Origin of the sequence: Rhodoferax ferrireducens T118, assembly GCF_000013605.1 — a bacterium.
In the GTDB taxonomy this organism is placed as follows: Bacteria; Pseudomonadota; Gammaproteobacteria; order Burkholderiales; family Burkholderiaceae_C; genus Rhodoferax; species Rhodoferax ferrireducens.
This window is the reverse complement of the sequence record NC_007908.1, coordinates 1,564,780-1,589,465: the sequence shown is the minus strand read 5'-3', so window position 1 is coordinate 1,589,465 and position 24,686 is coordinate 1,564,780. Positions and strand designations below refer to the sequence as shown.

Below are 24,686 nucleotides of genomic sequence, written 5' to 3'. Positions count from 1 at the left end.
GAAGCTCTGTCCCCACCAACTGATTGAAAGAACCCATGAACCCTCTCGCCACGAGCTCAGCCCTGCAAGCAGACATCCAGCAACGCGCGGTGCCCGCCGCCCTCATTGACGCGCTGAAGAAACGCTTTGCCGAGCGCTGCACGACCGCTTTGGTGGTGCGCGAGCAGCACGGGCGCGATGAGTCGTCTTTTGAAGCACCGCCGCCAGCGGCCGTGGTGTTTGCCGAAAGCACGGCCGATGTCGCGTTCACCGTGAAAATGGCCAGCGACCATGGCGTTCCGGTCATTCCCTTTGGCGTCGGCACCTCGCTTGAAGGACATTTGCTGGCTGTACAGGGTGGCATCAGCCTTGACGTCGGTCGCATGAACCAGGTGCTGTCGATCAACGCCGAAGACCTGACGGTGACGGTGCAAGCGGGGGTCACGCGCAAGCAGCTCAATGAAGCAGTCAAGAGTACCGGCCTGTTTTTCCCGATTGACCCCGGCGCTGACGCCACCCTGGGCGGCATGAGTGCCACCCGCGCCAGCGGCACCAACGCCGTGCGCTACGGCACCATGCGCGAAAACGTGCTGGCGCTGGAAGTCGTCACGGCGCAAGGCGAGATCATCCACACCGGTACCCGCGCCAAGAAATCTGCGGCTGGCTATGACCTGACGCGCCTGCTGGTGGGCAGTGAGGGCACGCTGGGCGTGATCACCGAGGTCACCGTCAAGCTCTATCCCCTGCCCGAGGCGATCTCGGCGGCGATCTGCTCGTTTCCGAGCATCGAGGCGGCGGTACGCACCACCATCCAGATCATCCAGATGGGCATTCCCATTGCGCGCGTGGAACTGATTGACGCCAACACGGTGCGCATGGTCAACAACTACGCCAAATTGGGTCTGAGGGAAGAGCCCTTGCTGCTGATGGAGTTTCACGGCTCGCCCGCCAGTGTGAAAGAACAGGCTGAAATGGTGCAGGAGATTGCCAGCGAATCCGGCAGCCACGCATTTGAATGGGCCACCACGCCCGAAGAGCGCACCCGGCTGTGGACCGCGCGCCACAACGCCTACTTTGCCGCCATCCAGTCCAAGCCCGGTTGCCGCGCCATTTCAACCGACACTTGCGTGCCGATTTCCCGCCTGGCCGACTGCCTGCTGGACTCGGTGGCCGAGGCCGACGCCAGTGGCATCCCTTACTTTCTGGTCGGCCACGTCGGCGACGGCAACTTCCACTTTGGCTATCTGATCGATCCCAAGCAACCCGAAGAACGCAACATCGCCGAAAAGTTGAACCACGCCCTGGTGGCACGTGCCCTGGCGCTGGACGGCACCTGCAGTGGCGAGCACGGCGTGGGCCTGCACAAAATGGATTTTCTGGTGACGGAGACCGGCGCTGGCGCCGTGGACATGATGCGCAGCATCAAAAAAGCACTGGATCCGAAGAACATCATGAATCCGGGCAAAATCTTTATACTATAAATTTGGTAGCTACCAGCGCTTACGAAATAAGGGCTGGCGGCCAATTATCCAAATAAAAACCGCGTTGCAAACGGGTATTGATGCACCAATGACAAAAGGGTTAGCACGCGATAACGTGCTAACCCTTGTCTTTACTGGTGCGGCTGGCAGGAATTGAACCCACGACCCCTTGGTTCGTAGCCAAGTACTCTATCCAACTGAGCTACAGCCGCGAAAGCGTGAATTGTAGCATGCCAAAAATCATCCCCCCGATGAGGCAATCTTGCTCAGGACACTGCCGCCAGCATGCCCATCTCGGCATTGCTCATCAAGGCTTCCATGTTCATCACAATCAGCATGCGATCGCCAATATTGGCCAGACCGGTGATAAAGCGCGAGTCAATGGCGGTTTCAAATTGTGGCGCCGCCTTGATGGCTTGCGAAGTCAGCGTGACCACATCCGACACCGAATCCACCACGGCGCCAATGACCGTGCCACGTACATTCAAAATGATGACCACCGTAAATTCGTTGTACTCGACCTTGTCGATATTGAGCTTGAGGCGTAGATCCACAATCGGCACGATGACACCACGCAGATTGATCACCCCCTTGATGAACGAGGGCGCATTAACCATGCGGGTGGGCTCTTCATAGGAGCGGATTTCCTGCACGCGCAAAATATCGATCGCATATTCTTCGCCGCCGAGCCGCAACGTGAGATATTGACCGCCATCGACCACGGTTTTAGCAGCAGGCGTGCCCGATTGAAAGGCGTTGGCGGTTTTCTTTTGCATCGTTTCCATGGCTTCAATTCCTTTGCGTCGGATAGGTCGGTAGGGCATGATACACGTGCAAGACAAGCCCCAGTTCGTACCTTACCCAGGCGGCGTTATCCTGATAAAGAGAGAGAAACCATGAAGACACTCAGCGGCCTTGACGCCTCTTTCCTTTACCTTGAGACACCCGAAATGCCGATGCACGTGGGTTCATTTTGTCTTTATGAACTGCCAGCCGACTTCAAGGGAACACTGCGCAAGGCGCTCCAGACGCATATTGCACAGCGCCTGCATCTGGCCGGCATCTTTAACCACAGGCTCGGCTTCATGCCACTGGATCTGGGACATCCGATCTGGGTTGCGGTTGAAGAGCTTGACCTTGACTTTCATATTCGACCGGTGAAGGGAAAAATCCTGACGTTGCGCCAGGCTGAGGCGGTCTGCGCCGAACTGCACATGCAGCTGATGGATCGCGAGCGCCCGTTGTGGGAATTCCATGTGTTTGAGCACATCAAACGTCCGGACGGCAGCCTGTGCGCGGGCGTGTACTCCAAGGTCCACCATGCCGCGCTGGACGGCAAGGCGGGAACCGTGCTGACCCATGCCATCATGGACATCAGCGCCACACCACGGGACGTGCCGCCGCCGGGCAAGGGACGCAGCGACGACGCGCAGCACGAACTCAAGATGGGCGACATGATTGGCGCGGTGTTTTCCAATTCGCTGGCGCAATACATGAAACTGATCAAGGCCATTCCCCAGACGGCGCGCGCCTTGGGCAGCACGCTGGTCAAGCAGTCGTTCAGTGGCACGGGCCAGAACAGGCGGCCCAAGTCACCGCTGCGCCTGGCCCCCATGACTGATTTCAACGTGGCGGTCACACGAGAACGCAGCTTTGGTACTGTCAGCCTGCCCTTTGCCGACTGCCGCGCCATGGCCAAAGCAGTCGGCGGGTCGTTCAACGACATTGTTTTATGGCTTTGTGCCACAGCGCTGCGAACTTACTTGAGTCAGCATGGCGGCATCCCGAAAAAATCATTGCTGGCCGCCATGCCGATCAGCCTGCGCGAAGATGGCAATCAAGACCTCAATACCCAGGCGTCGATGACGGTGGTGGAACTCGGAACGCAATATGCCAACCCGATGAAGCGCTTGAAAACCATCATGAGCTCCACCGCCAAGGTCAAAACTGCGATGCTTGACCTCAAAGGGGTTCTCCCCACCGATTACCCGTCCTTGCTCGCGCCCTGGATCGTTGGCGGCATTGCAAAAGCGGCTTTCAAAGCCTACAGTGCCACCGGTCTGTCGCACCGCTTGCCGATGCTGGCCAATCTGGTCATCAGCAATGTGCCCGGCCCGCAAGTGCCCTTGTACATGGCGGGCGCCAAAATGCTCACCTTCCATCCGATGTCGATTGTGGTCCATGGTGTCGCGCTCAACATCACGATCCAGACCTACGCCGGCTCCGTGGATTTTGGCCTGATTGCCGACAAACAGGCGCTGCCCCAGATGCACGAATTGACCCAGGCGTTACAAGACGCGTTTGAAGCGGGGCGAGAGCTGCTGAGGCCGATTGACAAGGTCACGAAGGCGACTCAAAACAAGAGATCACGCGCCAAATCGATACCCGTCTAAGAACAATATATTCAGAAAAATGCTAGCCTTCAACCATGGCAACCAAGCAAAAAACAGAGACTCCTGCAAGCGCCAACGCGCCGGCGCCTAGCGCCTGGCTCATGGCGTTGGAGTTCCGGGCTTTTTGGGAACTGGGGGCGGTCATTCCCGCCTGGCCTTTTTTGCGCCAGGCGCCAACCGGCGACGGCCACTCCGTGATTGTGTTTCCTGGCCTGTCAGCCAGTGACGCGTCCACCCTGCCGATGCGCAGCTTTCTTGAAAACCTGGGGCACGATGTTTCTGGCTGGAACCAGGGCTCCAACTTTGGTCCGCGCGCCGGTGTGCTGCAGGCCGCGCGGCGGCAAGTCATCGACACCTGTCAGGTCACGGGCCAAAAAGTCAGCCTGGTGGGCTGGAGTCTGGGCGGCATTTACGCCCGTGAACTGGCCAAAGAACTGCCCGACTGTGTGCGTGACGTCATCACGCTCGGCACACCGTTTGCCGGCTCACACGAAAGCACCAACGCCTGGCACTTGTACCAACTCGTCAGCGGGCGCGACATTCACGGCGAAGTTGAACAGTTTGACTTGCCGGTGGCGCCCCCGGTGCCAACCACCTCCATCTTTTCCCGCACCGATGGCATCGTCGCCTGGCCTGCCAGCATCCAGGCGCCTTGCAAGATCAATCGGCTGACTGAAAACATCGAAGTCATTGCCAGCCACGTCGGGCTTGGGCTCAACCCCAGCGCCTGGTGGGCCGTAGCCGATCGGCTCGCGCAAGCAGAAGGCAAGTGGCAGCCGTTCGCGCACAAGGGCGGCTTGCATGGGCTGATCTTCCCTAATCCAGCGCGCTGAGCCTGCGCCCAGAAAAATGCCTGCCGTGTTACCACCGGCAGGCGCTTCTTTTATTATAGCTACTCACGCCCGTTCGACGGGGGCTAGAGGCTAAAAATGTATAAATCAGGGAAGTGTCTTGTTGTAGTTGGCAATGCCATCCATGATTTCTTGCTTGGCCGATTCCGGGCCTTCCCAACCCAAAATCTTGACCCATTTATTGGCTTCCAGGTCTTTGTAGTGCTCAAAAAAGTGCGCAATGGTCTTCAGGCGCACCGGGCTCAGGTCATCGGGCTTTTGCCAGCGCGTGTAGAGCGACAGAATCTTGTCGATCGGCACCGCCAGCACTTTGCCGTCCTGGCCAGCTTCATCTTCCATCTTCAGGATACCGATGGCGCGGCAAGTCACCACCACGCCAGGAATGAGCGGCACCGGCGTGATGACCAGCACGTCCACCGGGTCACCATCACCGCTGATGGTTTGGGGCACATAACCGTAGTTGGTCGGGTAATGCATCGCCGTGCTCATGAAACGGTCAACAAAAATGGCATGGGTTTCATGGTCGACCTCGTACTTGACCGGGTCAGCGTTCATCGGGATTTCAATGATGACATTAAAAGATTCTGGGCAGTTTTTACCCGGAGTAACGTTATCGAGGGACATGGTGGCTTCTTTGCATTGAGTTAAATCAGAAAAATCGGAAAAACCTAAGGATTAACCCTGATTTTACTTACGCCCGACTTGCCTCGCGTCAAATCAGGGGCTTTTCACGGTACAGTCCGCGCGTTGGCCAATCGCCTGCATCAGTCCCCGATTGATGTTTCGCAGCGAGGAAGCAACGCAGCGGGGATGCCGATTGCGTTGCACCCCTACTCAGCGAAACAACAGACAGGAGATTTATATGACAGGCAACCCAGCGCTGATTCTGGCGCTTATTTGTGGGCTCATCGCCGTCGGATACGGCTTTTGGGCACGCAGTTGGATTCTTTCCCAGGACGCCGGCAATGCGCGCATGCAAGAGATTGCAGCCGCCATTCAAACCGGTGCTGCGGCCTACTTGGCACGGCAGTACAAAACCATTGCCATTGTGGGTGTGGTGCTGACCATTTTGATCGCCATCTTTCTTGACTCCTTGAGCGCCGTCGGCTTTGTGATCGGTGCGGTGCTCTCTGGCGCCTGCGGCTTCATTGGCATGAATGTCTCGGTGCGCGCCAATGTGCGCACCGCGCAGGCTGCCACCAAAGGCATTGGCCCGGCACTTGACGTTGCTTTCCGCGGCGGCGCTATCACCGGCATGCTGGTGGTGGGCTTGGGTCTGCTGGGTGTGACTGGATTTTTCTGGTTCCTGGTTGGCAACGGTAATCTGACACCGGATAAAAACCTGGCGCACCTGCTCAACCCGCTGATCGGCTTTGCTTTTGGCTCCTCCTTGATCTCCATCTTTGCCCGTCTGGGCGGTGGTATTTTCACCAAGGGTGCTGACGTCGGCGCGGATCTGGTGGGCAAGGTTGAAGCCGGCATCCCTGAAGACGACCCGCGCAACCCGGCGGTGATCGCCGACAACGTCGGTGACAACGTGGGTGACTGCGCCGGCATGGCCGCTGACTTGTTTGAAACCTACGCCGTCACGCTGATTGCCACCATGGTGCTTGGCGCCCTGATGCTGCCCGCCATGGGCACCAGTGCCGTGGTCTACCCGCTGGCGCTGGGCGCCGTGTCGATCGTGGCCTCCATCATCGGTTGCTTCTTCGTCAAGGCCTCGCCCGGCATGAAGAACGTGATGCCGGCCCTGTACAAAGGTCTGGCGGTCGCCGGCGTGCTGTCGTTGATTGCCTTCTTCTTCGTGACGCAATGGCTGATGCCTGACAACGCCATCACCGCCAGCGGCAGCCAGATGAAGCTGTTTGGCGCCTGTGCCGTAGGTTTGATTCTCACCGCCGCCCTGGTGGTGATTACCGAGTACTACACCGGCACGCAATACGCGCCGGTGAAACACATCGCAGAGGCATCCACCACGGGCCACGGCACCAACATCATTGCCGGCCTGGGGGTTTCCATGCGTTCCACCGCCTGGCCGGTGATGTTTGTCTGCGTGGCGATCTACACCGCCTATGCGCTGGCCGGCTTGTATGGCATTGCGATTGCAGCCACCGCCATGCTCAGCATGGCTGGCATCGTGGTGGCGCTGGACGCCTATGGCCCGATCACCGACAACGCCGGTGGTATTGCCGAAATGTCCGAAATGCCCAAGAGTGTTCGCGACATCACCGACCCGCTGGACGCTGTTGGCAACACCACCAAGGCCGTCACCAAAGGCTATGCCATTGGTTCCGCCGGTCTGGCAGCCCTGGTGCTGTTTGCCGACTACACGCACAAGCTCGATGGCTATGGCAAGGTGATCAGCTTTGACCTGAGCAATCCGATGGTCATCATCGGTCTGTTCATCGGCGGCATGATTCCCTACCTGTTTGGCGCCATGGCGATGGAAGCCGTGGGCCGCGCCGCCGGAGCGGTCGTGGTCGAGGTGCGCCGCCAGTTCCGCGACATCAAGGGCATCATGGAAGGCACCGCCAAGCCGGAATATGACACCGCTGTCGACATGCTGACCACGGCCGCCATCAAGGAAATGATGATCCCGAGTTTGCTGCCCGTGGTGGTGCCAATTCTGGTTGGACTGATCCTCGGCCCGGCCGCGCTGGGCGGCCTGCTGATGGGCACCATCGTGACGGGTCTGTTTGTGGCCATCTCCATGTGTACCGGCGGCGGTGCCTGGGACAATGCCAAAAAGTACATTGAAGACGGCAACTTTGGCGGCAAGGGTTCCGAAGCGCATAAAGCGGCTGTCACCGGCGATACCGTGGGCGACCCCTACAAGGACACCGCCGGCCCGGCCATTAACCCGCTGATCAAGATCATCAACATTGTGGCGCTGCTGATCGTGCCGGTGATGATGAAGATCCACGGCGGCTAGTCCGACCCGAAACCAAAAAGCCCGCTGACGCGGGCTTTTTTATGGGTGCCACCGACATCCTTGATGAATGTCAAGCAGAAAATATCAGCCCACACTAGGATTCCCGTCAAGGAGCATTTGAATGCCAGACGCTTTCAGCCGTTTTTCTGGACCCCACTCAAAAGGTACAACCTTGAACCAACGCAAGCTCATTGATGGCATCTGCCTGTTGTCATTGGCACTGCTGGTGAGTGGCTGCTCATCCATGCTGCCGCGCGCCCGTAGCCAGTCCACCCCTTTCAAGAGTTTTGACGAGGCGCGTCAGGCCATTGAAGGTCTGGTGCCGATGAAAAGCGATGTTGTCGCCATGACCCGGCTGGGAATCAGCCCGGTGCAACAGCCCAATACGAACATCCTGACACACGACGACATCGTGCGGCGATTTGTTCCAAGCTCGCTGCTCAAAAGAGAAGACCTCGATCCCGGTGTGCTGGCATGCCTGGAAGCGCGCGAGGCCTGTCGCGGCTGGGAGATCACGGCAGCGCGCATCCAGAAAGACCGCACTGGCGGTTTTTTGGCCGACTTCACCAACTTTTCACGCCGCACGGAGACGACGGGCTGGCGCTTCAATGCCTTGATCCTGCTGATCAATGACGTGGTGGTCTACCGCGCCTGGGGCGGACAGCCCCGCGTCAATGACATCGACGTCCAAACCAACCCATTGGGCCCCTTGCAGGATATCGGCCCCGCCATCGTGACCAGGCATTAGCAAATCCCGCATGGGAGCGACGCATTTTTGCAAATTCCGCTAAGCTTTACCTATAAATAATTTGAAAGTGAATGGGGGGGAAATGTTCGATTTTCTGAAAAGCAGGCGCCCGAAAGACCAAAATACGTCCCGTGCTGCGCCGACGCCAGTTACGACGCCCAACAGTACGCCACGGCACAGCGATGTTCGACGTGAGTTGATCCGGGTGGTTCTTAAAGACACACTGCGACTTCACGGCGTTCCATTCGGTTGGCTCAGCTGCGAGGTCATCATCGTCGCGCGCTCGCCAAGCGAAGAAGAATTGCACATTCAATTGGTGTTGATGAAGTGGAACGAGCGACTGCTGCGCTATGCATCCGCGCTGCAACGGCAGTTGCTGCTTGGGCTGGATCGCTTTGATCCATCGGTCGACCATTCCAAGTACATATTCTCATGGCGTTTTGCGCCCGATTGCGGCTGTCCGTTTGCCTTTATGCCAGACCCCAAATCGTGGCATCAAAACGCCTTGCCCCAGGTCGAAGAAGAACCTGTTTCCGTGCTGGACCGGCGCCGCACCAGACGTCCACCCAAAGCAACGCCGCTTGACCCGATACCCCCTGCCCCGGCCATTGAGCCATCAAACTTTGCACCCACCCAAATGACACCCCTGCGGTAAACCCGGCTTGGCCCATCAAGCGCTAGCCAGCACTGCCACCTCAGCCTTGGTGGTCCAGTCAATCGGGTCTTGCTGCAACACCATGTCGATGTCAATTCCCAGGGCCAGCGCAACAACATCCGGGAAATTGTCGATCAGATCCTGCTCGTCGTAATTGGCCTCCCAGGCGCGGGCGCGCCACGCTGCCAGATGAAGTACGCCTGCCATCGGTTCGTAAACGTCGTTGTCAAAAGGCGCATGTTGGTGTTCCAGCGCATCCACAATCGGCTGCGGAAACTGCCAGCGCCGGGCGAAACCAGCACCCACATCGGCGTAACAATACCCGAGCAATTTGCGCTCCGCTGCAGCGCGCTTCAGGCCGAGAGGCGGCACTTGGCGATCCAGTATTTCCAGTGCGCCTGGCAGGCCCAGGTGCATCACCAGTTCACCGGTGGCGTGTATCAGACCTGCGGTAAACGCGGCCGGCTGGTTTTGCTGCACCATGCCACCTAACGCGCGTGCCAACTTGGCGGTATTGAGGCTGTAGCGCCAGAACTGGCGCATGTCAATGCCGGGGACCGCGGTGAACGCGCCGGCAATCGCGGCCGCCGTGGCGAGCGCCTTGACCTGATTGAGCCCCAACAGCGCCAGGGCTTCGGACACACTGCTGATTTTGTTGGACAGCTGGAACTGCGCCGAATTGGCCAGTTGCAACAAGCGCGTAGCCAGTACCGGGTCGGTGTTGATGAGCTGGCTGATTTTTCTGAGCTCGGGCTCTTCGCGGTCAAGCTCGTTGAGCAGCAAAGCGATCACTTTTGGAATGCTGGGCAGCGCCGCATTGGAAGCGAGCAGTTCTGTGAGTGTCATCAATGATGAGCCTGTAAAGTTTAACTTGCTTGAGGCCATAATTATCCGCCACGTGAAACCGTTGAAATCGTGCCAGAATGAATTTTTACCATGTACCAAAGCCACCATGACCGACCGTGACACAGCTCGCATTGTGCCGCTGCTTGACTTGCGAACCAGCACGCTGCGGATCCCGGGCGCGACTTATCTGCCGGAGTCGCGCATCACCGGCTCCGGTCGGCTGATCGACACGCTCGGGCGCCCGTTACGTGATCTGCGCATCAGCGTCACCGACCGCTGCAACTTTCGCTGCAACTACTGCATGCCCAAGGAAATCTTTGACAAAGACTATGCCTACCTGCCGCACAAAGCGCTGCTGTCGTTTGAGGAAATTACCCGCATCGCCAAGGTTTTTGTAGCGCATGGTGTGCAAAAGATTCGGCTCACCGGTGGTGAGCCACTGCTGCGAAAAAATATTGAACGGCTGATCGAACAACTGGCTGCGCTGCGCACACCGCAAGGCCAGGCGCTCGACATCACACTCACCACCAACGGTTCCCTGCTGGCCCGCAAGGCGCGCGACCTCAAGGCCGCCGGTCTGCAGCGCGTGACCGTCAGCCTCGATGGGCTCGACGACGCGGTGTTTCGCCGCATGAACGATGTCGACTTTCCAGTGGCCGACGTGCTGGCCGGAATTGAGGCGGCGCAGGAGGCGGGCCTGGGTCCGATCAAGATCAACATGGTGGTCAAACGCGGCACCAATGAACATGAGATTCTGCCGATGGCACGACACTTCATGGGCTCTGGCATTGTGCTGCGCTTTATCGAATATATGGACGTGGGCGCCACCAATGGCTGGCGCATGAACGAGGTGCTGGCCTCCAGCGAGGTCGTGAAACTCATCCACGCCGAGCTGCCACTGGTGCAACTTGAGCCCAGCAACCCCGGCGAGACCGCCGCGCGCTGGGGTTACGCCAATGCCTCTGGCCAATACGACAAGGAATTGGGCGAAATCGGCGTCATCAGCAGTGTGACGCAGGCTTTTTGCAGTGAATGCAACCGCGCCCGGCTTTCGACCGAAGGCAAGCTGTTCCTGTGCCTGTTCGCGTCCCAGGGCTACGACCTGCGCTCGCTCATCCGGCAGGAAGGCGCCGCCAGCGACGCCGACCTGGCGTCTGCCATCGGGCACATCTGGCAGGGCCGCGGCGACCGTTATTCCGAGTTGCGCAGCGCCCTGGCGCCTGACGCCGGTACCGGCGGCCACCGCGTTGAAATGAGCTACATCGGAGGTTGATTTGATTCCAGCACAAGACATTACCGGCCTGATTCTGGCCGGTGGCCGGGGTTCCCGCATGGGCGGCGTGGACAAAGGGCTGCAGACCTTCAACGGCATGCCGCTGGCGCTGCACACACTGACCCGCCTGCAGATGGGTGGCGGGGTGGGCCAGATCATGATCAACGCCAACCGCAATCTGGCCGCTTACGAATCTTTTGGCGCGTCCGTCTGGCCCGATGGCCTGGCCGACTATGCCGGGCCGCTGGCGGGATTTCTGACCGGTCTTGAGCACTGTGAGACACCTTTTCTCGTGACCGTGCCCTGCGATACACCACGCCTTCCGCTGGATTTGGTGCCCCGCCTGGCAGCTGCGCTGGAAGCCGAAAACGCCGACATTGCCATGGTGGCAGCCCCTGAAATTGGCAAAGACGGCCAAGTGCGTTTGCGCCCCCAGCCGGTGTTTTGCCTGCTGCGCGTTGAACTGCTGGAGAGTCTGGTCCGGTTCACCCAGGAAGGCGGGCGCAAGATTGATGCGTGGACTGCGTTGCACAAAACGGCGGTGGCGCCGTTTGATTTGCCCCATGACGACCCGCTCGCGTTCTTCAACGCCAACACGCTGGCGGAGTTGCACCAACTGGAAAACAACCCGGCATGAAATCCATTGACAGCATTGCCGCCGAGCTGGCAGCTTATGACCCGCAAGCCTTGCGTGCCGACACCGTCAACACCTTTTTGGCGCGCCTGGTCGAGCCCGTTGCGCAGCTTGAAGAAGTGGGTATTTTTCAGGCGCTGGGCCGCGTGCTGGCGGCTGATGTGATCTCGCCCATCAGTGTGCCGCCGCACGACAACTCGGCCATGGACGGCTATGCGTTTGATGGCGCACAGCTGGCCGCAGCGAGCCCCTTGACCCTGAAAGTGGTGGGGACTGCGCTCGCGGGCAAGAGCTGGTCAGGCCAGGTGCAGCACGGTGAGTGCGTCAAGATCATGACCGGTGCCGTGATGCCACAGGGGCTCGATACCGTGGTGCCGCAAGAGTTGGTGAGCCACAGCCCGGGTCAACATCCGCCAACAGCGTTCATCACCCTGGCACCAGGCACCGTGCGGGCCGGCGACAACCGGCGCCAACTGGGTGAAGACCTGTTGCAAGGCCAGCCAGCGCTCAAAAAAGGGGAGCTGCTCACGCCCGCTGCGCTTGGGCTCATGGCCAGTTTGGGCATTGAAAAGCTGCAGGTCTGGCGCAAGCTGCGGGTGGCCTACTTTTCTACCGGCGACGAGATTCTGAGCCTGGGCGAAGCCCCGCGCGAAGGCGCTGTCTACGACAGCAACCGTTACACCGTGTTTGGCCTGCTGACGCGCTTGGGGCTCGAAGTCATCGACCTGGGCGTGGTGCGCGATGAGCCGACCCTGCTGGAAGCAGCCTTTACCCACGCCGCTTCGGTGGCTGACGCCATCATCACCAGCGGTGGCGTGAGCGTGGGCGAGGCCGACTACACCAAGGCCATGATGAAAAAGCTCGGCGACGTCGCCTTCTGGAAGATTGCCATGCGCCCGGGCCGGCCCATGGCGGTGGGACGAATTCCTAAAGCAAAATTGGCCTCTAGCCCCCATGAAACAAGCACTATTAGCTATAATATCAATAGCAATTTTGAACCATCAAAGGACGCCATTCTGTTTGGCTTGCCGGGCAACCCGGTCGCAGTGATGGTGACTTTTCTGGCCTTTGTGCGCCCGGCACTTTTGAAAATGATGGGCAGCACGGCAGCCGCACCGCCGCTGCTCAAGGCCCGCTGCAGCGAAGCCATCCGCAAAAAGCCCGGCCGCACCGAGTACCAGCGCGGCGTGGTCAGCACCACACCTGAGGGCACGCTGCAAGTCAGAACCACCGGCAACCAGGGCTCGGGCGTGCTCAGTTCCATGGTGCAGGCCAACGGCCTGATCGTGCTGCAGCACGGTCAGGGCAATGTGGCGCTGGGCGATGAGGTGGATGTGATGATGTTTGAGGGCGTGGTTTAGGGTTTGGCTGATGCAAATCAAGCGACTGGCAAATAGGGTCTCCAAAACTCAAGTGGCAAAAAAGTTGAGAGGAGAAATTCCTTTTTGATGGCTGAGACTTCCTTACACTGACTGACAGGGTCAAGGGTTTTCAATTCATTGACCCTCAAGAATCTGTTTCCGTCAGCGGCTGCACCGCAGCCCGATTACAGGAAGGAAGTGCGATGGACAAGAGCTCTCTCCCCAAACCGATTCCAAGCGCAATCGCGGTCGGTATCACCCTTCTGATCTGGTTTTTCATTCCAGTCCCTGACAAAGTCAGCCCCAACGCCTGGCATTTGCTGGCGCTGTTCATCGGCACCATTGCCGCCATCATCGGCAAGGCCATGCCGATCGGCGCTTTGTCGATCGTAGCCATTTCTTTAGTCGCCATTACAGAGGTGACCCGGCCCGGCAAACCGGAAGGCGCGATTGCCGATGCCTTGAGTGGTTTTTCCAATCCCCTGATCTGGTTGATTGCCATTGCCGTGATGATCTCTGTGGCTTTGACCAAAACCGGACTCGGCACGCGAATTGGCTACAACTTCATTTCGCTGTTTGGCAAGAAAACCATCGGCGTGGCCTACAGTCTGGTTCTGTCCGAGTTGGTTATTGCCCCGGTCACGCCCAGTAACACGGCACGCGGCGGGGCCATCATTCACCCCATCATGCGCTCAATCGCGGATGCCTTCGGCTCCAGCCCCGACCTGGGCACGTCGAAGAAAATTGGCCGCTATCTGGCGCTGGTCAACTACAACACCAACCCCATCACCTCGGCCATGTTCATCACTGCCACGGCCCCCAATCCCCTGATCGTGGATCTGGTTGCCAAAGCCACCAACTCGGCGATCAAGATCACTTGGGGCCAATGGGCCTTGGCCGCGCTGGTGCCGGGGCTGTGCATGCTGCTGGTCATGCCGCTGGTGTTGTATTTTCTTTTTCCGCCGGAAATCAAAATGACGCCCAACGCCAAGGAGCTGGCACACACCGAGCTCACCAAACTGGGACCGATGAAGATCTCGGAGTACATCACACTGGGCGTTTTAGGGCTGATGCTGCTGATGTGGGCCGGCGTGCCGGCCCTGCTGTTTGGCCCCGCCATGGACCTCAATGCCACGACCACTGCCTGGATCGGCCTGTCGCTGCTGTTGCTGACCGGCGTGCTGGACTGGGAGGATATTCTCAAGGCCAAGACCGCCTGGGACACCCTGATCTGGTTTGCGGCGCTGGTGATGATGGCGACATTTCTGGGCAAGCTGGGCCTGGTGGGCTGGTTCGCGCTGTCCATCCAGAACGGCATCAGCTATCTGGGCCTGGGCTGGATGGGTGCCACCGCCATCCTGATCCTGGTCTATTTCTATTCGCACTACTTTTTTGCCAGTACCACCGCGCACATCACGGCCATGTACGCGGCGTTCTTCACCGCCGGTGTGGCCCTTGGCGCACCCCCCATGCTGCTGGCTTTGGTGCTGGCCTTTGCATCTTCGCTGATGATGTCGCTGACCCACTACGGTACCGGCACAGCGCCCATCATTTTTGGTTCTGGCTACACCACCCTGAACGAGTGGTGGACGGCAGGCGCGGTGATGAGCGTGGTCAACCTGCTGCTGTTGGTGCTGGTGGGAGGCGTCTGGTGGACGGTATTGGGCTACATCTGAGCAAAAAGGTCGGGGTGCTGATTCAACGTTGCCGCAACGCCAACTCCACGCCCCGGTTGGCCAGCATGTCGGCGTGTTCATTGCCGGGGTCGCCGTTATGACCTCTGACCCAACGCCAGTCAATCCTGTGGCCTGACGTGCTGACCAGCTCGTCCAGCCGCTGCCACAGGTCGACATTTTTCACCGGCTGCTTGGCAGCCGTTTTCCAGCCGCGGGCCTTCCAGCCGGCCAGCCACTCCGTCATGCCCTTGAGCACATACTGACTGTCGACGTGCAGCGTCACCTGGCACGGACGTTTCAAGGCCGCCAGCGCTTCAATCACCGCCGTCATTTCCATGCGGTTGTTGGTGGTACCTAGTTCACCACCAAACAATTCTTTTTGCGAATCCGCCGATTTCAGGAACGCGCCCCAGCCACCCGGACCGGGATTGCCCTTGCAGGCACCATCGGTGTAAATTTCAACGGCGTTCAAAACAGTCTCCTCATGCTTGCTTCACTTTCTCATCCTTTGGGGCGCTAGCCCTCGTCAATGTTGAACTATTTGCTACAGAAACAGGAGCATTCGCCAAGGCCCGGGAGGCCTTCCAGGCTGGACTCAGCAGCGTCATGCCGCGCACCCGCTTGACCGCAACCAAGAAATACACACTGCCCAAAATCGGCCACCAGCGCGCACCCGCCCGGTCCATCCACTCAAACCGTTGCAGCCATTTTTCGCTGGAAAACGCGGGCCGGTAACAGCCGAAACGCCCGACTTCCACCTCAAAGCCCAGCAGGCGCAGCCAGTCGCGCAATCGCCAATAACCGATGAATTCTCCCGCCTCCGGCAAAAACAATTTCTGCGAACCCACCCGATGGGGTGACCGGCCGCGCCGCTGGCGAAAGCCCCAGAGCGACGTCGGATTCAGGCCGCAAATGACAACCCGCCCTTCCGGCACCAGCACCCGCTCAACTTCGCGCAAGGTGGTATGCGGGTCGCTCGCCAGCTCCAGCGAGTGCGGCAGAACCACCAGGTCCAGACTGTTGGCCTGGAACGGCAGCGCCGAGAAATCAGTTGCAAAAGCCGCACCCGGCATAGGGGTTTGGGTCGCCAGCCAGCGGTGCGGCATGCGGTTGGCGCCCAGGGCGTCAAGCTCGGGCAAACCCAGCTGCAGCGCATGAAACCCAAAAATATCAGCGACCGCCAAATCAAATTGGCTGCGTTCCCACGCCAGCAGATAGCGCCCGGTGGGCGACTCAAACCAGTCATGCAAACCTATAATTTGATCACTCATGCAGCTAATTCCACTACCCGCCTTCACTGACAACTACATCTGGATGGTGCATGACGAACGCCATGCGCTGGTGGTTGACCCCGGTGACGCACAACCTGTGCTGGAGGCCCTGCAACAACTCGGTTTGCAGTTGGAGACCATTCTAGTCACGCACCATCACCCCGACCACACCGGCGGGGTCGCTGCGTTGCGCGCGGCCACCGGCGCCCAGGTATTTGGCCCGGCCCGGGAGCCGATGCCCGAGCCTCTGATCCGGCTCACGGGTGATCAGCAACTGCAGGCGCTGGGTTTGAACTTCCAGGTGATTGATGTGCCCGGTCATACCGCTTGCCATATCGCTTATTTCTGTGCCGATGTCGATGGCGCACCGCTGCTGTTTTGCGGCGACACGCTGTTCAGCGCCGGTTGTGGCCGCCTGTTTGAAGGCAGCCCGGCCCAAATGCTGGCCTCGCTCGACACCCTGGCTGCCCTGCCTGACGCGACGCGCGTATGCTGCGCCCATGAATACACCTTGAGCAACCTGAAATTTGCCTGCGCCGTGGAGCCCGTCAACCAGGCTTTGACCGACTACACGGTCAAAGCCGAAGCCTTGCGTTCGCAGCAACAACCCACCCTGCCCTCGAGCATCTTGCTGGAGCGTCAGATCAACCCTTTTTTGCGTACACGCCAGGCAACTGTCACCCAGGCAGTCCAGGCATTTGACGCATCAGCCCGCGATGAGGTGAGCATCTTTGCCGCCCTTCGCCAATGGAAGAACCAGTTTTGATGAAATTTCTGAAACTTGCCTGCCTGAGCGGCCTGCTGTGGCTGACCGGCTGTGCCAGCACCGGCATTACATCCCTGTCAAATCCGGATGCCATCCACGGGCCGAGCACCGCCACGTCAGGAAATCAGGCCGCCGGTGCCTACGGTTCACTCATTCCGAGTGGCGAGTTGCAGCCCATCACCGCCGCGCAAGCCGCCTCCCGGGCGGTCACTGAACTGGCAGCGCCCGCGGATATTTGGGAACGTATCCGGCGCGGCTATGGCATGCCCAATCTGGAGAGTGACCTGGTCGTTGATCGCGAGCAGTGGTACACGACCCGGCCCGACTACATCCTGCGCATGGCGGAGCGTTCCAACAAGTACTTGTTCCATATTGTGGAAGAACTGGAGCGGCGCAACATGCCCTCCGAACTGGCGCTACTGCCTTTTGTCGAGAGCGCCTTCAACCCGCAGGCAGTTTCCACAGCCAAGGCAGCCGGCATGTGGCAATTCATGCCCGCGACCGGCAAGAGCTTCGATTTGAAACAGAACGCGTTTCGCGATGACCGGCGCGACGTGCTGGCCTCCACCCGTGCGGCACTGGACTACCTGCAAAAACTCCATGACATGTTTGGAGACTGGGACCTCGCGCTGGCCGCCTACAACTGGGGTGAAGGCAGCGTCGGGCGCGCCATTGCCAAAAACAAGCGGGCCGGCCTGGGCCTGTCCTACACCGATCTCAGCATGCCGGCGGAAACCCGTCTTTACGTGCCCAAGCTGCAAGCCATCAAAAACATCGTGGCCAACCCGATGGCGTTCAACACACGGCTGCCCCTGATTGGAAACCACCCTTACTTTCAGACCGTGGATATCAAGCACGATATCGATGTCGCGCTGGTGGCCAAACTGGCTGAAGTGACGGTCGAGGACTTCAAGGCGCTGAACCCGTCCGGCGGCAGTCGCCCGGTCATTCTGGCGGCCGGCACACCGCAAATCTTGCTGCCCTGGGACAACGCCATCATCTTCCAGAGCAACCTGGAGGCCTTCGGCGGCGGCCGTCTGGCCAGCTGGACGGTCTGGCGGGCTCCCTCCACCATGAAACCGGCCGAGGCCGCCAAACGGGTTGGCATGACGGAGACCGAACTGCGCAGCGTGAACAAAATTCCGCCCCGGGTGGCGATCAAGGCCGGCTCCAGCCTGCTGGTGCCACGGCCCACCCAACTGGTCGCCGACGTGGCCGAACATGTGGCTGACAACGGCCAGTTGTCTTTTGCGCCCGATGCGATATTGACGCGCACCGTGCTCAAGGCTGGCAAAAAAGATTCGGTCGCCAGCCTGGCCAAGCGCTACCGGGTCAGTCCGGCCAGCGTCGCCGAGTGGAACAAGGTCAGCGCATCTGCAACTTTCAAGGCCGGGCAACGTGTGGTGATGTTTCTGCCGATGCGGGCCAAAACCTTGGCTCAAAGCAAGGCCCATGGCAGAACCCAATCATCAAGCAAACAGGCCCGAAACAAGGTGAGCAAGCCGACCCGGCTTGCCAAACAACCTTAATCCAGATCGCCTGCAACCCGCGTCGTTCTCATGAGCGGGCTTCAGGCGTTAAAACGCTCTTTGGCCTTGATGGCAAACACATTGGTGTAGGTTTTAGCAAGGTCGGAGTTGCTCAACTTGACAGTCGGGTCAAAACGGGCCAGCGCACGGGCGGCCGTCTGCGGCCCCTCAACAGGTATCAAACCATCGGGAGAGATGGCCTCACGAACCTTGTTGAAGGCGGCCAGGTAAAGCGCCCGATCCCGCAGAAAATAGGCTTCTGGAACGACTCTGATGATGTCGCTCGGTCCGGCCGTTTGCAGCCACTTCAGGCTGTGCACCATGGCGTTGGTCAGGGCTTGCACGGTATTTGGACATTTCTTTACAAAATCCAGCGGCGCGTACAGGCAACCCGCCGGCATGACCCCTCCAAAGACCTCCGCCGTCCCTTTGAGTGTGCGGGTATCGGTAATGATGCGGATCTCGCCTTTTTGCTCCAGCATGGTCAGCACCGGGTCAACCGTACTCAAAGCATCAATCTGGCCGGTACGGAAAGCAGTCAAAGCGCCTGCAGCCGTGCCCACACCGACGTAGTTCACATCGTCCGCCTTGAGCCCGGCACGCGAAAGAATCAACTGCACCACCCGTTGGGTTGACGAGTCAAGTGCCGAAATGCCGATTCTTTTGCCCTTGAGATCGGCTATCGTTTTGTAATGGGGCATGGCCTTGACCGATATGCCGATCGCGATGGCAGGCGCTCGCCCCTGCAACACAAAAGCCTGAAAGCTCTGCCCCCGGGTCTGCAGGGTGATGGTGTGCTCATAGGCACCCGAAACAACGTCGGCCGAACCGCCTTCAACCGCCGCCAAGGCCTGCGACCCCCCCGCAAAATCACTGATATCGACCTCCAGGCCTTCGGCCTTGAAATAACCAAGCTGCTCAGCGATGGTCAAAGGCAGGTTGTAAAACGCTGCCTTACCGCCCACTGCAATGGCTATCTTCGTTTTTTCTAGGCGGGGCTGCGCCCACAGGGCAGGCGCAGCCACAGAAGCTGCCGCACAGGCCGTGACCGCAAGCAAGGTTCGGCGGTTGAAATGGATGTCGTTCATGGTCAATTTTCTTCGGATCTCTCTTTCTGTCCGAGCTTAAGGATAGCCAGCCACACTGACTTGCGCATCGGGAACATCCCGCAGGGGTTTGTACCTAGCTTCAGCGTCGATCCAGCAGAGCATGCGCAATGGTGCCCAAGTCCACATACTCCAGCTCGCTGCCCACCGGCACACCACGCGCCAGACGGGTCAGGCGCAGCCCCCGGCTTTTCAGGCCTTCGCTGATCACATGCGCGGTGGCTTCGCCCTCGGCCGTGAAGTTGGTGGCCAGAATCACTTCCTGCACGGTGCCGTCGCAAGCCCGGTCAAACAAACCTTTGAGACCGATGTCCTTGGGGCCTATGCCATCGAGTGGACTGAGTTTGCCCATCAGCACAAAGTACAAACCGTGGTACGCGCCGGTGCGCTCCAGCGCCGACTGATCGGCCGGGGTCTCCACCACACACAACTTGCTGGCATCGCGCCGGGGGTCCAGGCAGGTGGCACAAATATCGGCCTGCGTGAAGGTGTGGCAACGCTCGCAATGACGCATTTGATCAGCGGCAACTTGCAGGGCTCGGGACAACGCCAACGCACCTGGACGGTCATGCTGCAGCAGGTGAAACGCCATGCGCGAAGCCGACTTCACGCCCACACCCGGCAGACGGCGCAGCGCCTGGATCAGGACGTCAAGCGAGTTGAGATCAGCCACGCAGAATCAGAATGGAAACTTCATGCCGCCGGGCAGGCTGGGCATACCGGCGGTGATCTTGCCCATTTTCTCGGCTGAAGTTTCTTCGGCCTTGCGCACCGCGGCGTTAAAAGCCGCCGCCACCAGATCTTCGAGCATGTCTTTGTCGTCGGCCAGCAAGCTGGGGTCGATGGTGACACGGCGCACGTCGTGTTTGCAGGTCATCAGAACCTTGACCAGACCGGCGCCGGATTCTCCGGTGACTTCGACGTTGCCCAGCTCGTCCTGGGCTTTTTTCATGTTGTCCTGCATGGCCTGGGCCTGCTTCATGAGGCCGGCGAGTTGTCCTTTGTTGAACATTGGTAGTCCTTGGTTTAGATTTTGAAGGGAAGAGAGTAAAGCAATATAGCTTTGAACCGGGCTGCCGCAATTGATCCGGCTAGCTGGATCATCAGCCTGGTGTGATGCTGCCAGGCACGATTTTCGCGCCAAAATCACGCATCATCGCCTGCACAAACGGATCATCAAAAATGATTTTTTCTGCCGCCAGCTGCCGCTCGGCCACCAGCGCCGCGTTACGCCGGGCCGGGCTGTCGGTCACGCGCCCAATCTCCACCACCAAGCGCACCGCGTAACCCGCCGCCTGCAACGCAGTCGCCAGACGGTCACGGCTACCCGACTGGTTCAGCGATTCGCGCTCGACCCGCAACAGCCACTGGTCGGTGTCGCGCGCCACCAGTTGCGACTGCAGGGCCAGTTCGCGCACCATGGCGTTGATCGCTTCCCGGGCGATGAGTTGGCGCACGATGCCGTGCCAGAACTCGCCCTCTTCGGTGGGAAGCAACAAAGACGCAGCCGACTGTCCAGCCACCGCCTCGGCGCGGGAATCGGCCTGCACGCGCACCGGAATAGCTACTATTTTTGCAGCATCTTGCGCATATTCCACGGGGGCTAGAGGTCTATTTTGCTCAGAAGTGAGGGACTGTCCCGCAGCCACCGGTAGCTGGACCACATGCAGATGCTGACCCGTTGGGGGTGGCTGCAATGCCTCTGCCTCTGCGTGAACCTCTGATTCAACCTTTTCTTCTGTATTGATCTGCGCTTCTGCGTTTGCTACTATTTTTATAGCTGACTGCGAATATTCGACGGGGGCTGGAGTCTCTTTTTTCTCAAAAACAGGCACCTCGGTCACCACCTGCCCCAGCGCTGGAACTGGACGGGGTGCGGCTGCAGCAAGCCCCCGCGGCGCGTCAGTTAAAGTTTTTTTTTCAGCCACAGGCAGATTGCCAGCGCGGGGTTTGAACGCCAGCAGTCGCAGCAACACCATGGTCAATGCGGCGTACTCGTCCGGCGCCAGGCCCAACTCCGCGCGCCCATGCAGGCAGATGCTGTAGAGCAACTGCGTCTCGTCGGCAGGCATGAGTGCTGCCAGACGCGCCACGTCCAGCGCTTGCGGGTCGGTTTCATCCGACTCAACGGCGCTGGGCACCGCTTGCACAACGGCCATGCGCTGCAGCACCATGCTCATTTCTTCCAGCGTGGAGGCCGCACTCAGGCCATTCAGACGCAAGGCCTCAGACGTCTCGACCACCGTTTTGCCGTCTCCCTGGGCCAACGCCTCCAGCAGCCGAAACACATAGGAGCGGTCCACGCTGCCCAGCATCTGGCGCACCGTCGCTTCTTCAATCTGGCCGGCACCAAACGAAATCGCCTGATCAGCCAGACTCAAGGCATCGCGCATGGAGCCGTGCGCCGCACGCGCCAGCAGCCGCAGCGACGGCACATCGGCCGCCACTTTCTCGGCTTGCAAGACCGTTTGCAGGTGCTCACGGATGGTCTCGGGCGCTATCGGGCGCAGGTTGAACTGCAGACAGCGCGACAGCACCGTGACCGGCACCTTCTGCGGGTCGGTGGTGGCCAGCACAAATTTCAAGTACTCGGGCGGCTCCTCCAGCGTCTTCAACATGGCGTTGAAGGCATGTCCGGTGAGCATGTGCACCTCGTCGATCATGAAGACCTTGAAGCGCCCCTGCACCGGCTTGTAGACGGCCTGTTCCAGGAGCGCCTGTACTTCGTCAACACCCCGGTTGGAGGCCGCGTCGAGCTCGGTGTAATCGACAAAGCGGCCGGAATCAATGTCTATGCACGCCTGGCACACGCCACACGGCGTGGCCGTGATGCCGCCCTGCCCGTCCGGCCCCTGGCAATTGAGCGACTTGGCCAAAATGCGCGACACCGTGGTCTTGCCAACACCACGCGTGCCGGTGAATAAATAAGCGTGGTGCAGCCGCTGCGTGGTGAGCGCGTTGGTGAGCGCTTGCACCACGTGGTCCTGCCCCACCATTTCAGTGAAGTTGCGGGGGCGGTACTTGCGGGCGAGCACGAGGTAGGACATGCCCAGATTCTAAGGTGCGACCCACGGGGGCCCGGAAAACCTGAACAGTCACTCTGCCCTACAATTGCGCCTGACGGGCCTTCCCGCATGGTGAAGCGGCCAACCGGGTCAGGTGGGGAACCAAGCAGCCCTAACTGTGGAGCCAGTGCCGGGGTCAAGGCTCGTCAACCTCATTCTTGAGCGCAACTCTGGAGAATTCTGACTTTGAATTTGAAAGCCGTTGTGCTTTGCGGGTTGACCTGCGTGCTGGGCCTGCTGGCACCCGCGCTGCACGCATCCCCCAGCTCGGCAGACGCCAGTTTTCCGGTTTTTGAGGTGTCAGCTCAGACACCCGGTCGCATTGACGTAGACACCCGCATGGGCATGTTGACGGACAGTACCCGAACCCTGACACCTGACCAGGTCATGTCGCCCAAGCAAACCTGGCAGACCATCACCCGAAAATCGCCCAACTTTGGTTTCACCGAAGACGCCTACTGGTTTCGCTTCCAGATCGACAACCTCGCAAGCCAGGACCTTGCACGTTTCGTCGAGTTGCCAATCCCCTTCCTTGATGACGTGCAGCTGTACCACTACACGGCCGGCCAGCTCAAAACCAGCTACGCCCTGGGTGATGAAAAGCCCTTTGCACAGCGAGTACTTCGACACCAAAATTTCGTCATGCCCCTGAATCTGGCGCCCGGGGCCAATTTGATCTACATCCGCCTGGCCTCATCGGGCACGATTGAAGCACCTTTTCGAATCTGGGATCCGACCCAGTTTTATGAGACCAACGGTAACGAAAAATTATTACAGGGCATGGTGATCGGCATCCTGCTGATCATGATTGTCTACAACCTGTTTGTCTACTTTTCAACCCGCGACATCAACTACCTTTTTTACATTGGATTTGTCGCGAGCTACCTGCTCTTTCATCTCACCTTGAACGGCTACACCTTTGCCTATGCCTGGCCCAACGCGGTGCGTTGGAACAGCTTTGCCATCTCCACCTTTATGGCCAGTGCAGAGTTGTTCACCTGTCTTTTTGCCGACGGCTTTCTCAGGCTGAGCAAGTTTTCAAGGCCAGCGCACTACCTGACACGGGCACTGGCAACAGTCAGCGCCCTGCTGTTGGCGCTGACCTTTGTTTTGCCCTACAGCCTGACGGTGCGTGTGGGCGCCGCCCTCACCATCCCCATTGCTTTGACCGCGTTGGCGCTGGGCTACTGGCGGTGGTGGCGCGGCGCCAAATTCGCGCGCTTTTATTGCCTTGCCTGGACCACCGTGCTCATTAGCCTGTGCGTCCTGAATGCCAGCAAATTTGGTTTGATACCGTCCAACGCCTGGACCCACAATGCGTCCCAGATTGGCATTGTCTTGTTGGTGCTTTTGCTGTCATTTACGCTGGCCGACCGGATCAACCATGATCGCATGCTCAGGGTCAACGCGCAGGCTGTGGCATTGGGCCATGAACGCTGGGCGCGCGCCTCTCAAGAAGCGCTGATCAAGACCAAGGAAGATGCCAACCGCGAACTGGAACAACGGGTCACGGCGCGCACCAATGACCTGAACCGAACGCTGGGTCAACTCAAGCTGGCCAACGACCAGCTGCAACGCCTGTCCAACATGGACGGACTGACCCAAATCGGCAACCGCGCGTTCTTCGACCGCGCCTTGGCCCTGGAACATCGGCGGGCTGACCGACAGAAAAGTCCGCTGTCGCTGATCATGATTGACGTTGATCACTTCAAGCTGGTCAATGACAGCTACGGTCATATGGGCGGTGACGCTTGCCTGCGCGCCGTGGCCCATTTGCTGCAACCCCGGATTCAACGTGTCGGTGATGTGCTGGCGCGTTATGGTGGAGAGGAATTTGTCATTCTGCTGGTTAACAGCAACCAGCAGGATTCGGTGGCGCTGGCCGAGGGATTTCGCGCGGACATCGAGCAACTGCATGTGCCTTTTGAAGGCGGCACGATTCACGTCACCGCCAGCTTTGGCGTGGCCTGTGGCATACCCGACCAGTACCTTAGCCCACAGGAGTTGTTGGCCCACGCTGACAAAGCGCTTTATCAGGCCAAGCATGACGGGCGCAATTGCGTCCGGTCTGTGGCGACGATCAACCGTGTGAGCTGAAGCGGCAGGGCAAAGCACACTGT

22 protein-coding genes, 1 tRNA gene and 1 other RNA gene are annotated in these 24,686 nt (G+C 59.4%); 14 read left to right on the top strand and 10 right to left on the bottom strand.

What is annotated here, in order from left to right; translation table 11 throughout:
* Nucleotides 1–35: 35 nt before the first annotated feature.
* Complete coding sequence (locus RFER_RS07435) at nt 36–1,460, top strand: FAD-binding oxidoreductase (RefSeq protein ID WP_011463778.1); 1,425 nt, start codon at nt 36–38, stop codon at nt 1,458–1,460.
* A 135-nt stretch (nt 1,461–1,595) separates the two neighbouring features.
* On the opposite strand, the gene RFER_RS07430 is transcribed toward RFER_RS07435, so the two are convergent.
* Together RFER_RS07430 and RFER_RS07425 are read right to left on the bottom strand one after the other, a co-directional pair.
* A tRNA-Arg gene (locus RFER_RS07430) sits at nt 1,596–1,672 on the bottom strand.
* Nucleotides 1,673–1,726: 54 nt separating this feature from the next.
* Nucleotides 1,727–2,245: a chemotaxis protein CheW gene (locus RFER_RS07425; protein ID WP_084795463.1), complete on the bottom strand. Its 519-nt coding sequence runs from the start codon at nt 2,243–2,245 to the stop codon at nt 1,727–1,729.
* A 111-nt stretch (nt 2,246–2,356) separates the two neighbouring features.
* Between RFER_RS07425 and RFER_RS07420 the strand changes: the two genes are divergently transcribed.
* Together RFER_RS07420 and RFER_RS07415 are read left to right on the top strand one after the other, a co-directional pair.
* Nucleotides 2,357–3,853 carry a wax ester/triacylglycerol synthase family O-acyltransferase gene (locus RFER_RS07420; protein ID WP_011463776.1) on the top strand — a complete coding sequence of 499 codons (1,497 nt, stop codon included), beginning with the start codon at nt 2,357–2,359 and terminating at the stop codon, nt 3,851–3,853.
* Nucleotides 3,854–3,888: 35 nt separating this feature from the next.
* Nucleotides 3,889–4,686 carry an esterase/lipase family protein gene (locus tag RFER_RS07415; RefSeq protein ID WP_011463775.1) on the top strand — a complete coding sequence of 266 codons (798 nt, stop codon included), beginning with the start codon at nt 3,889–3,891 and terminating at the stop codon, nt 4,684–4,686.
* A 105-nt stretch (nt 4,687–4,791) separates the two neighbouring features.
* Here RFER_RS07415 and ppa read toward each other — a convergent pair whose 3' ends face one another.
* The gene (gene ppa, locus RFER_RS07410) at nt 4,792–5,328 is read right to left on the bottom strand and encodes an inorganic diphosphatase (protein ID WP_011463774.1); all 537 of its coding nucleotides are present in this window, start codon (nt 5,326–5,328) and stop codon (nt 4,792–4,794) included.
* Between the two features lie 238 nt (nt 5,329–5,566).
* Here ppa and RFER_RS07405 point away from each other — a divergent pair, with 238 nt between their 5' ends.
* From RFER_RS07405 to RFER_RS22930, 3 genes are all read left to right on the top strand, one after another.
* Nucleotides 5,567–7,636 carry a sodium-translocating pyrophosphatase gene (locus RFER_RS07405; protein WP_011463773.1) on the top strand — a complete coding sequence of 690 codons (2,070 nt, stop codon included), beginning with the start codon at nt 5,567–5,569 and terminating at the stop codon, nt 7,634–7,636.
* Between the two features lie 172 nt (nt 7,637–7,808).
* A complete protein-coding gene (locus tag RFER_RS07400) occupies nt 7,809–8,384 on the top strand; it encodes a hypothetical protein (protein ID WP_049765626.1) in 576 nt (191 codons plus the stop codon).
* 82 nt (nt 8,385–8,466) lie between these two features.
* Nucleotides 8,467–9,039: a hypothetical protein gene (locus RFER_RS22930; protein ID WP_011463771.1), complete on the top strand. Its 573-nt coding sequence runs from the start codon at nt 8,467–8,469 to the stop codon at nt 9,037–9,039.
* A 15-nt stretch (nt 9,040–9,054) separates the two neighbouring features.
* Here the strand turns inward: RFER_RS22930 and RFER_RS07390 are convergent, their stop codons facing one another.
* The gene (locus tag RFER_RS07390) at nt 9,055–9,885 is read right to left on the bottom strand and encodes an HDOD domain-containing protein (RefSeq protein ID WP_041790354.1); all 831 of its coding nucleotides are present in this window, start codon (nt 9,883–9,885) and stop codon (nt 9,055–9,057) included.
* A gap of 106 nt (nt 9,886–9,991) precedes the next feature.
* Between RFER_RS07390 and moaA the strand changes: the two genes are divergently transcribed.
* From moaA to RFER_RS07370, 4 genes are all read left to right on the top strand, one after another.
* A complete protein-coding gene (moaA, locus tag RFER_RS07385) occupies nt 9,992–11,158 on the top strand; it encodes a GTP 3',8-cyclase MoaA (RefSeq protein ID WP_011463769.1) in 1,167 nt (388 codons plus the stop codon).
* Between the two features lies 1 nt (nt 11,159).
* Nucleotides 11,160–11,795: a molybdenum cofactor guanylyltransferase MobA gene (gene mobA / locus RFER_RS07380; RefSeq protein WP_011463768.1), complete on the top strand. Its 636-nt coding sequence runs from the start codon at nt 11,160–11,162 to the stop codon at nt 11,793–11,795.
* Nucleotides 11,792–13,153 carry a molybdopterin molybdotransferase MoeA gene (gene glp / locus RFER_RS07375; RefSeq protein ID WP_011463767.1) on the top strand — a complete coding sequence of 454 codons (1,362 nt, stop codon included), beginning with the start codon at nt 11,792–11,794 and terminating at the stop codon, nt 13,151–13,153. Before mobA ends, glp begins: the two co-directional genes overlap by 4 nt.
* Nucleotides 13,154–13,356: 203 nt before the next feature.
* Entirely contained in the window at nt 13,357–14,829 is a 1,473-nt protein-coding gene (locus tag RFER_RS07370) for a DASS family sodium-coupled anion symporter (RefSeq protein WP_011463766.1), read from the top strand.
* A 22-nt stretch (nt 14,830–14,851) separates the two neighbouring features.
* On the opposite strand, the gene rnhA is transcribed toward RFER_RS07370, so the two are convergent.
* On the bottom strand, nt 14,852–15,301 hold the full coding sequence (gene rnhA, locus RFER_RS07365; protein WP_011463765.1) for a ribonuclease HI: 450 nt from the start codon (nt 15,299–15,301) through the stop codon (nt 14,852–14,854).
* Nucleotides 15,302–15,311: 10 nt separating this feature from the next.
* Nucleotides 15,312–16,100: a class I SAM-dependent methyltransferase gene (locus RFER_RS07360; protein WP_244095829.1), complete on the bottom strand. Its 789-nt coding sequence runs from the start codon at nt 16,098–16,100 to the stop codon at nt 15,312–15,314.
* On the opposite strand from RFER_RS07360, the gene gloB reads away from it, so the two are divergent.
* Complete coding sequence (gene gloB / locus RFER_RS07355) at nt 16,099–16,866, top strand: hydroxyacylglutathione hydrolase (protein ID WP_041790352.1); 768 nt, start codon at nt 16,099–16,101, stop codon at nt 16,864–16,866. The genes RFER_RS07360 and gloB overlap by 2 nt on opposite strands.
* On the top strand, nt 16,866–18,395 hold the full coding sequence (locus RFER_RS07350) for a transglycosylase SLT domain-containing protein (protein WP_011463762.1): 1,530 nt from the start codon (nt 16,866–16,868) through the stop codon (nt 18,393–18,395). The genes gloB and RFER_RS07350 overlap by 1 nt, the downstream gene beginning before the upstream one ends.
* Nucleotides 18,396–18,436: 41 nt before the next feature.
* On the opposite strand, the gene RFER_RS07345 is transcribed toward RFER_RS07350, so the two are convergent.
* The 4 genes from RFER_RS07345 to dnaX all read right to left on the bottom strand — a co-directional run bounded on the left by RFER_RS07345 (nt 18,437) and on the right by dnaX (nt 22,548).
* Nucleotides 18,437–19,483, bottom strand: coding sequence for an ABC transporter substrate-binding protein (locus RFER_RS07345; RefSeq protein WP_011463761.1), 1,047 nt, complete (start codon nt 19,481–19,483; stop codon nt 18,437–18,439).
* A gap of 100 nt (nt 19,484–19,583) precedes the next feature.
* On the bottom strand, nt 19,584–20,174 hold the full coding sequence (gene recR / locus RFER_RS07340) for a recombination mediator RecR (RefSeq protein WP_011463760.1): 591 nt from the start codon (nt 20,172–20,174) through the stop codon (nt 19,584–19,586).
* A gap of 6 nt (nt 20,175–20,180) precedes the next feature.
* Nucleotides 20,181–20,513 (bottom strand): YbaB/EbfC family nucleoid-associated protein, encoded by a 333-nt coding sequence (locus RFER_RS07335; RefSeq protein WP_011463759.1) that lies wholly within the window; start codon nt 20,511–20,513, stop codon nt 20,181–20,183.
* Between the two features lie 91 nt (nt 20,514–20,604).
* The gene (gene dnaX, locus RFER_RS07330) at nt 20,605–22,548 is read right to left on the bottom strand and encodes a DNA polymerase III subunit gamma/tau (protein WP_011463758.1); all 1,944 of its coding nucleotides are present in this window, start codon (nt 22,546–22,548) and stop codon (nt 20,605–20,607) included.
* Between the two features lie 72 nt (nt 22,549–22,620).
* Between dnaX and ffs the strand changes: the two genes are divergently transcribed.
* Nucleotides 22,621–22,717, top strand: an RNA gene (ffs, locus tag RFER_RS23420) — signal recognition particle sRNA small type.
* A gap of 35 nt (nt 22,718–22,752) precedes the next feature.
* On the top strand, nt 22,753–24,663 hold the full coding sequence (locus RFER_RS07325) for a diguanylate cyclase (RefSeq protein WP_011463757.1): 1,911 nt from the start codon (nt 22,753–22,755) through the stop codon (nt 24,661–24,663).
* Nucleotides 24,664–24,686: the final 23 nt, after the last annotated feature.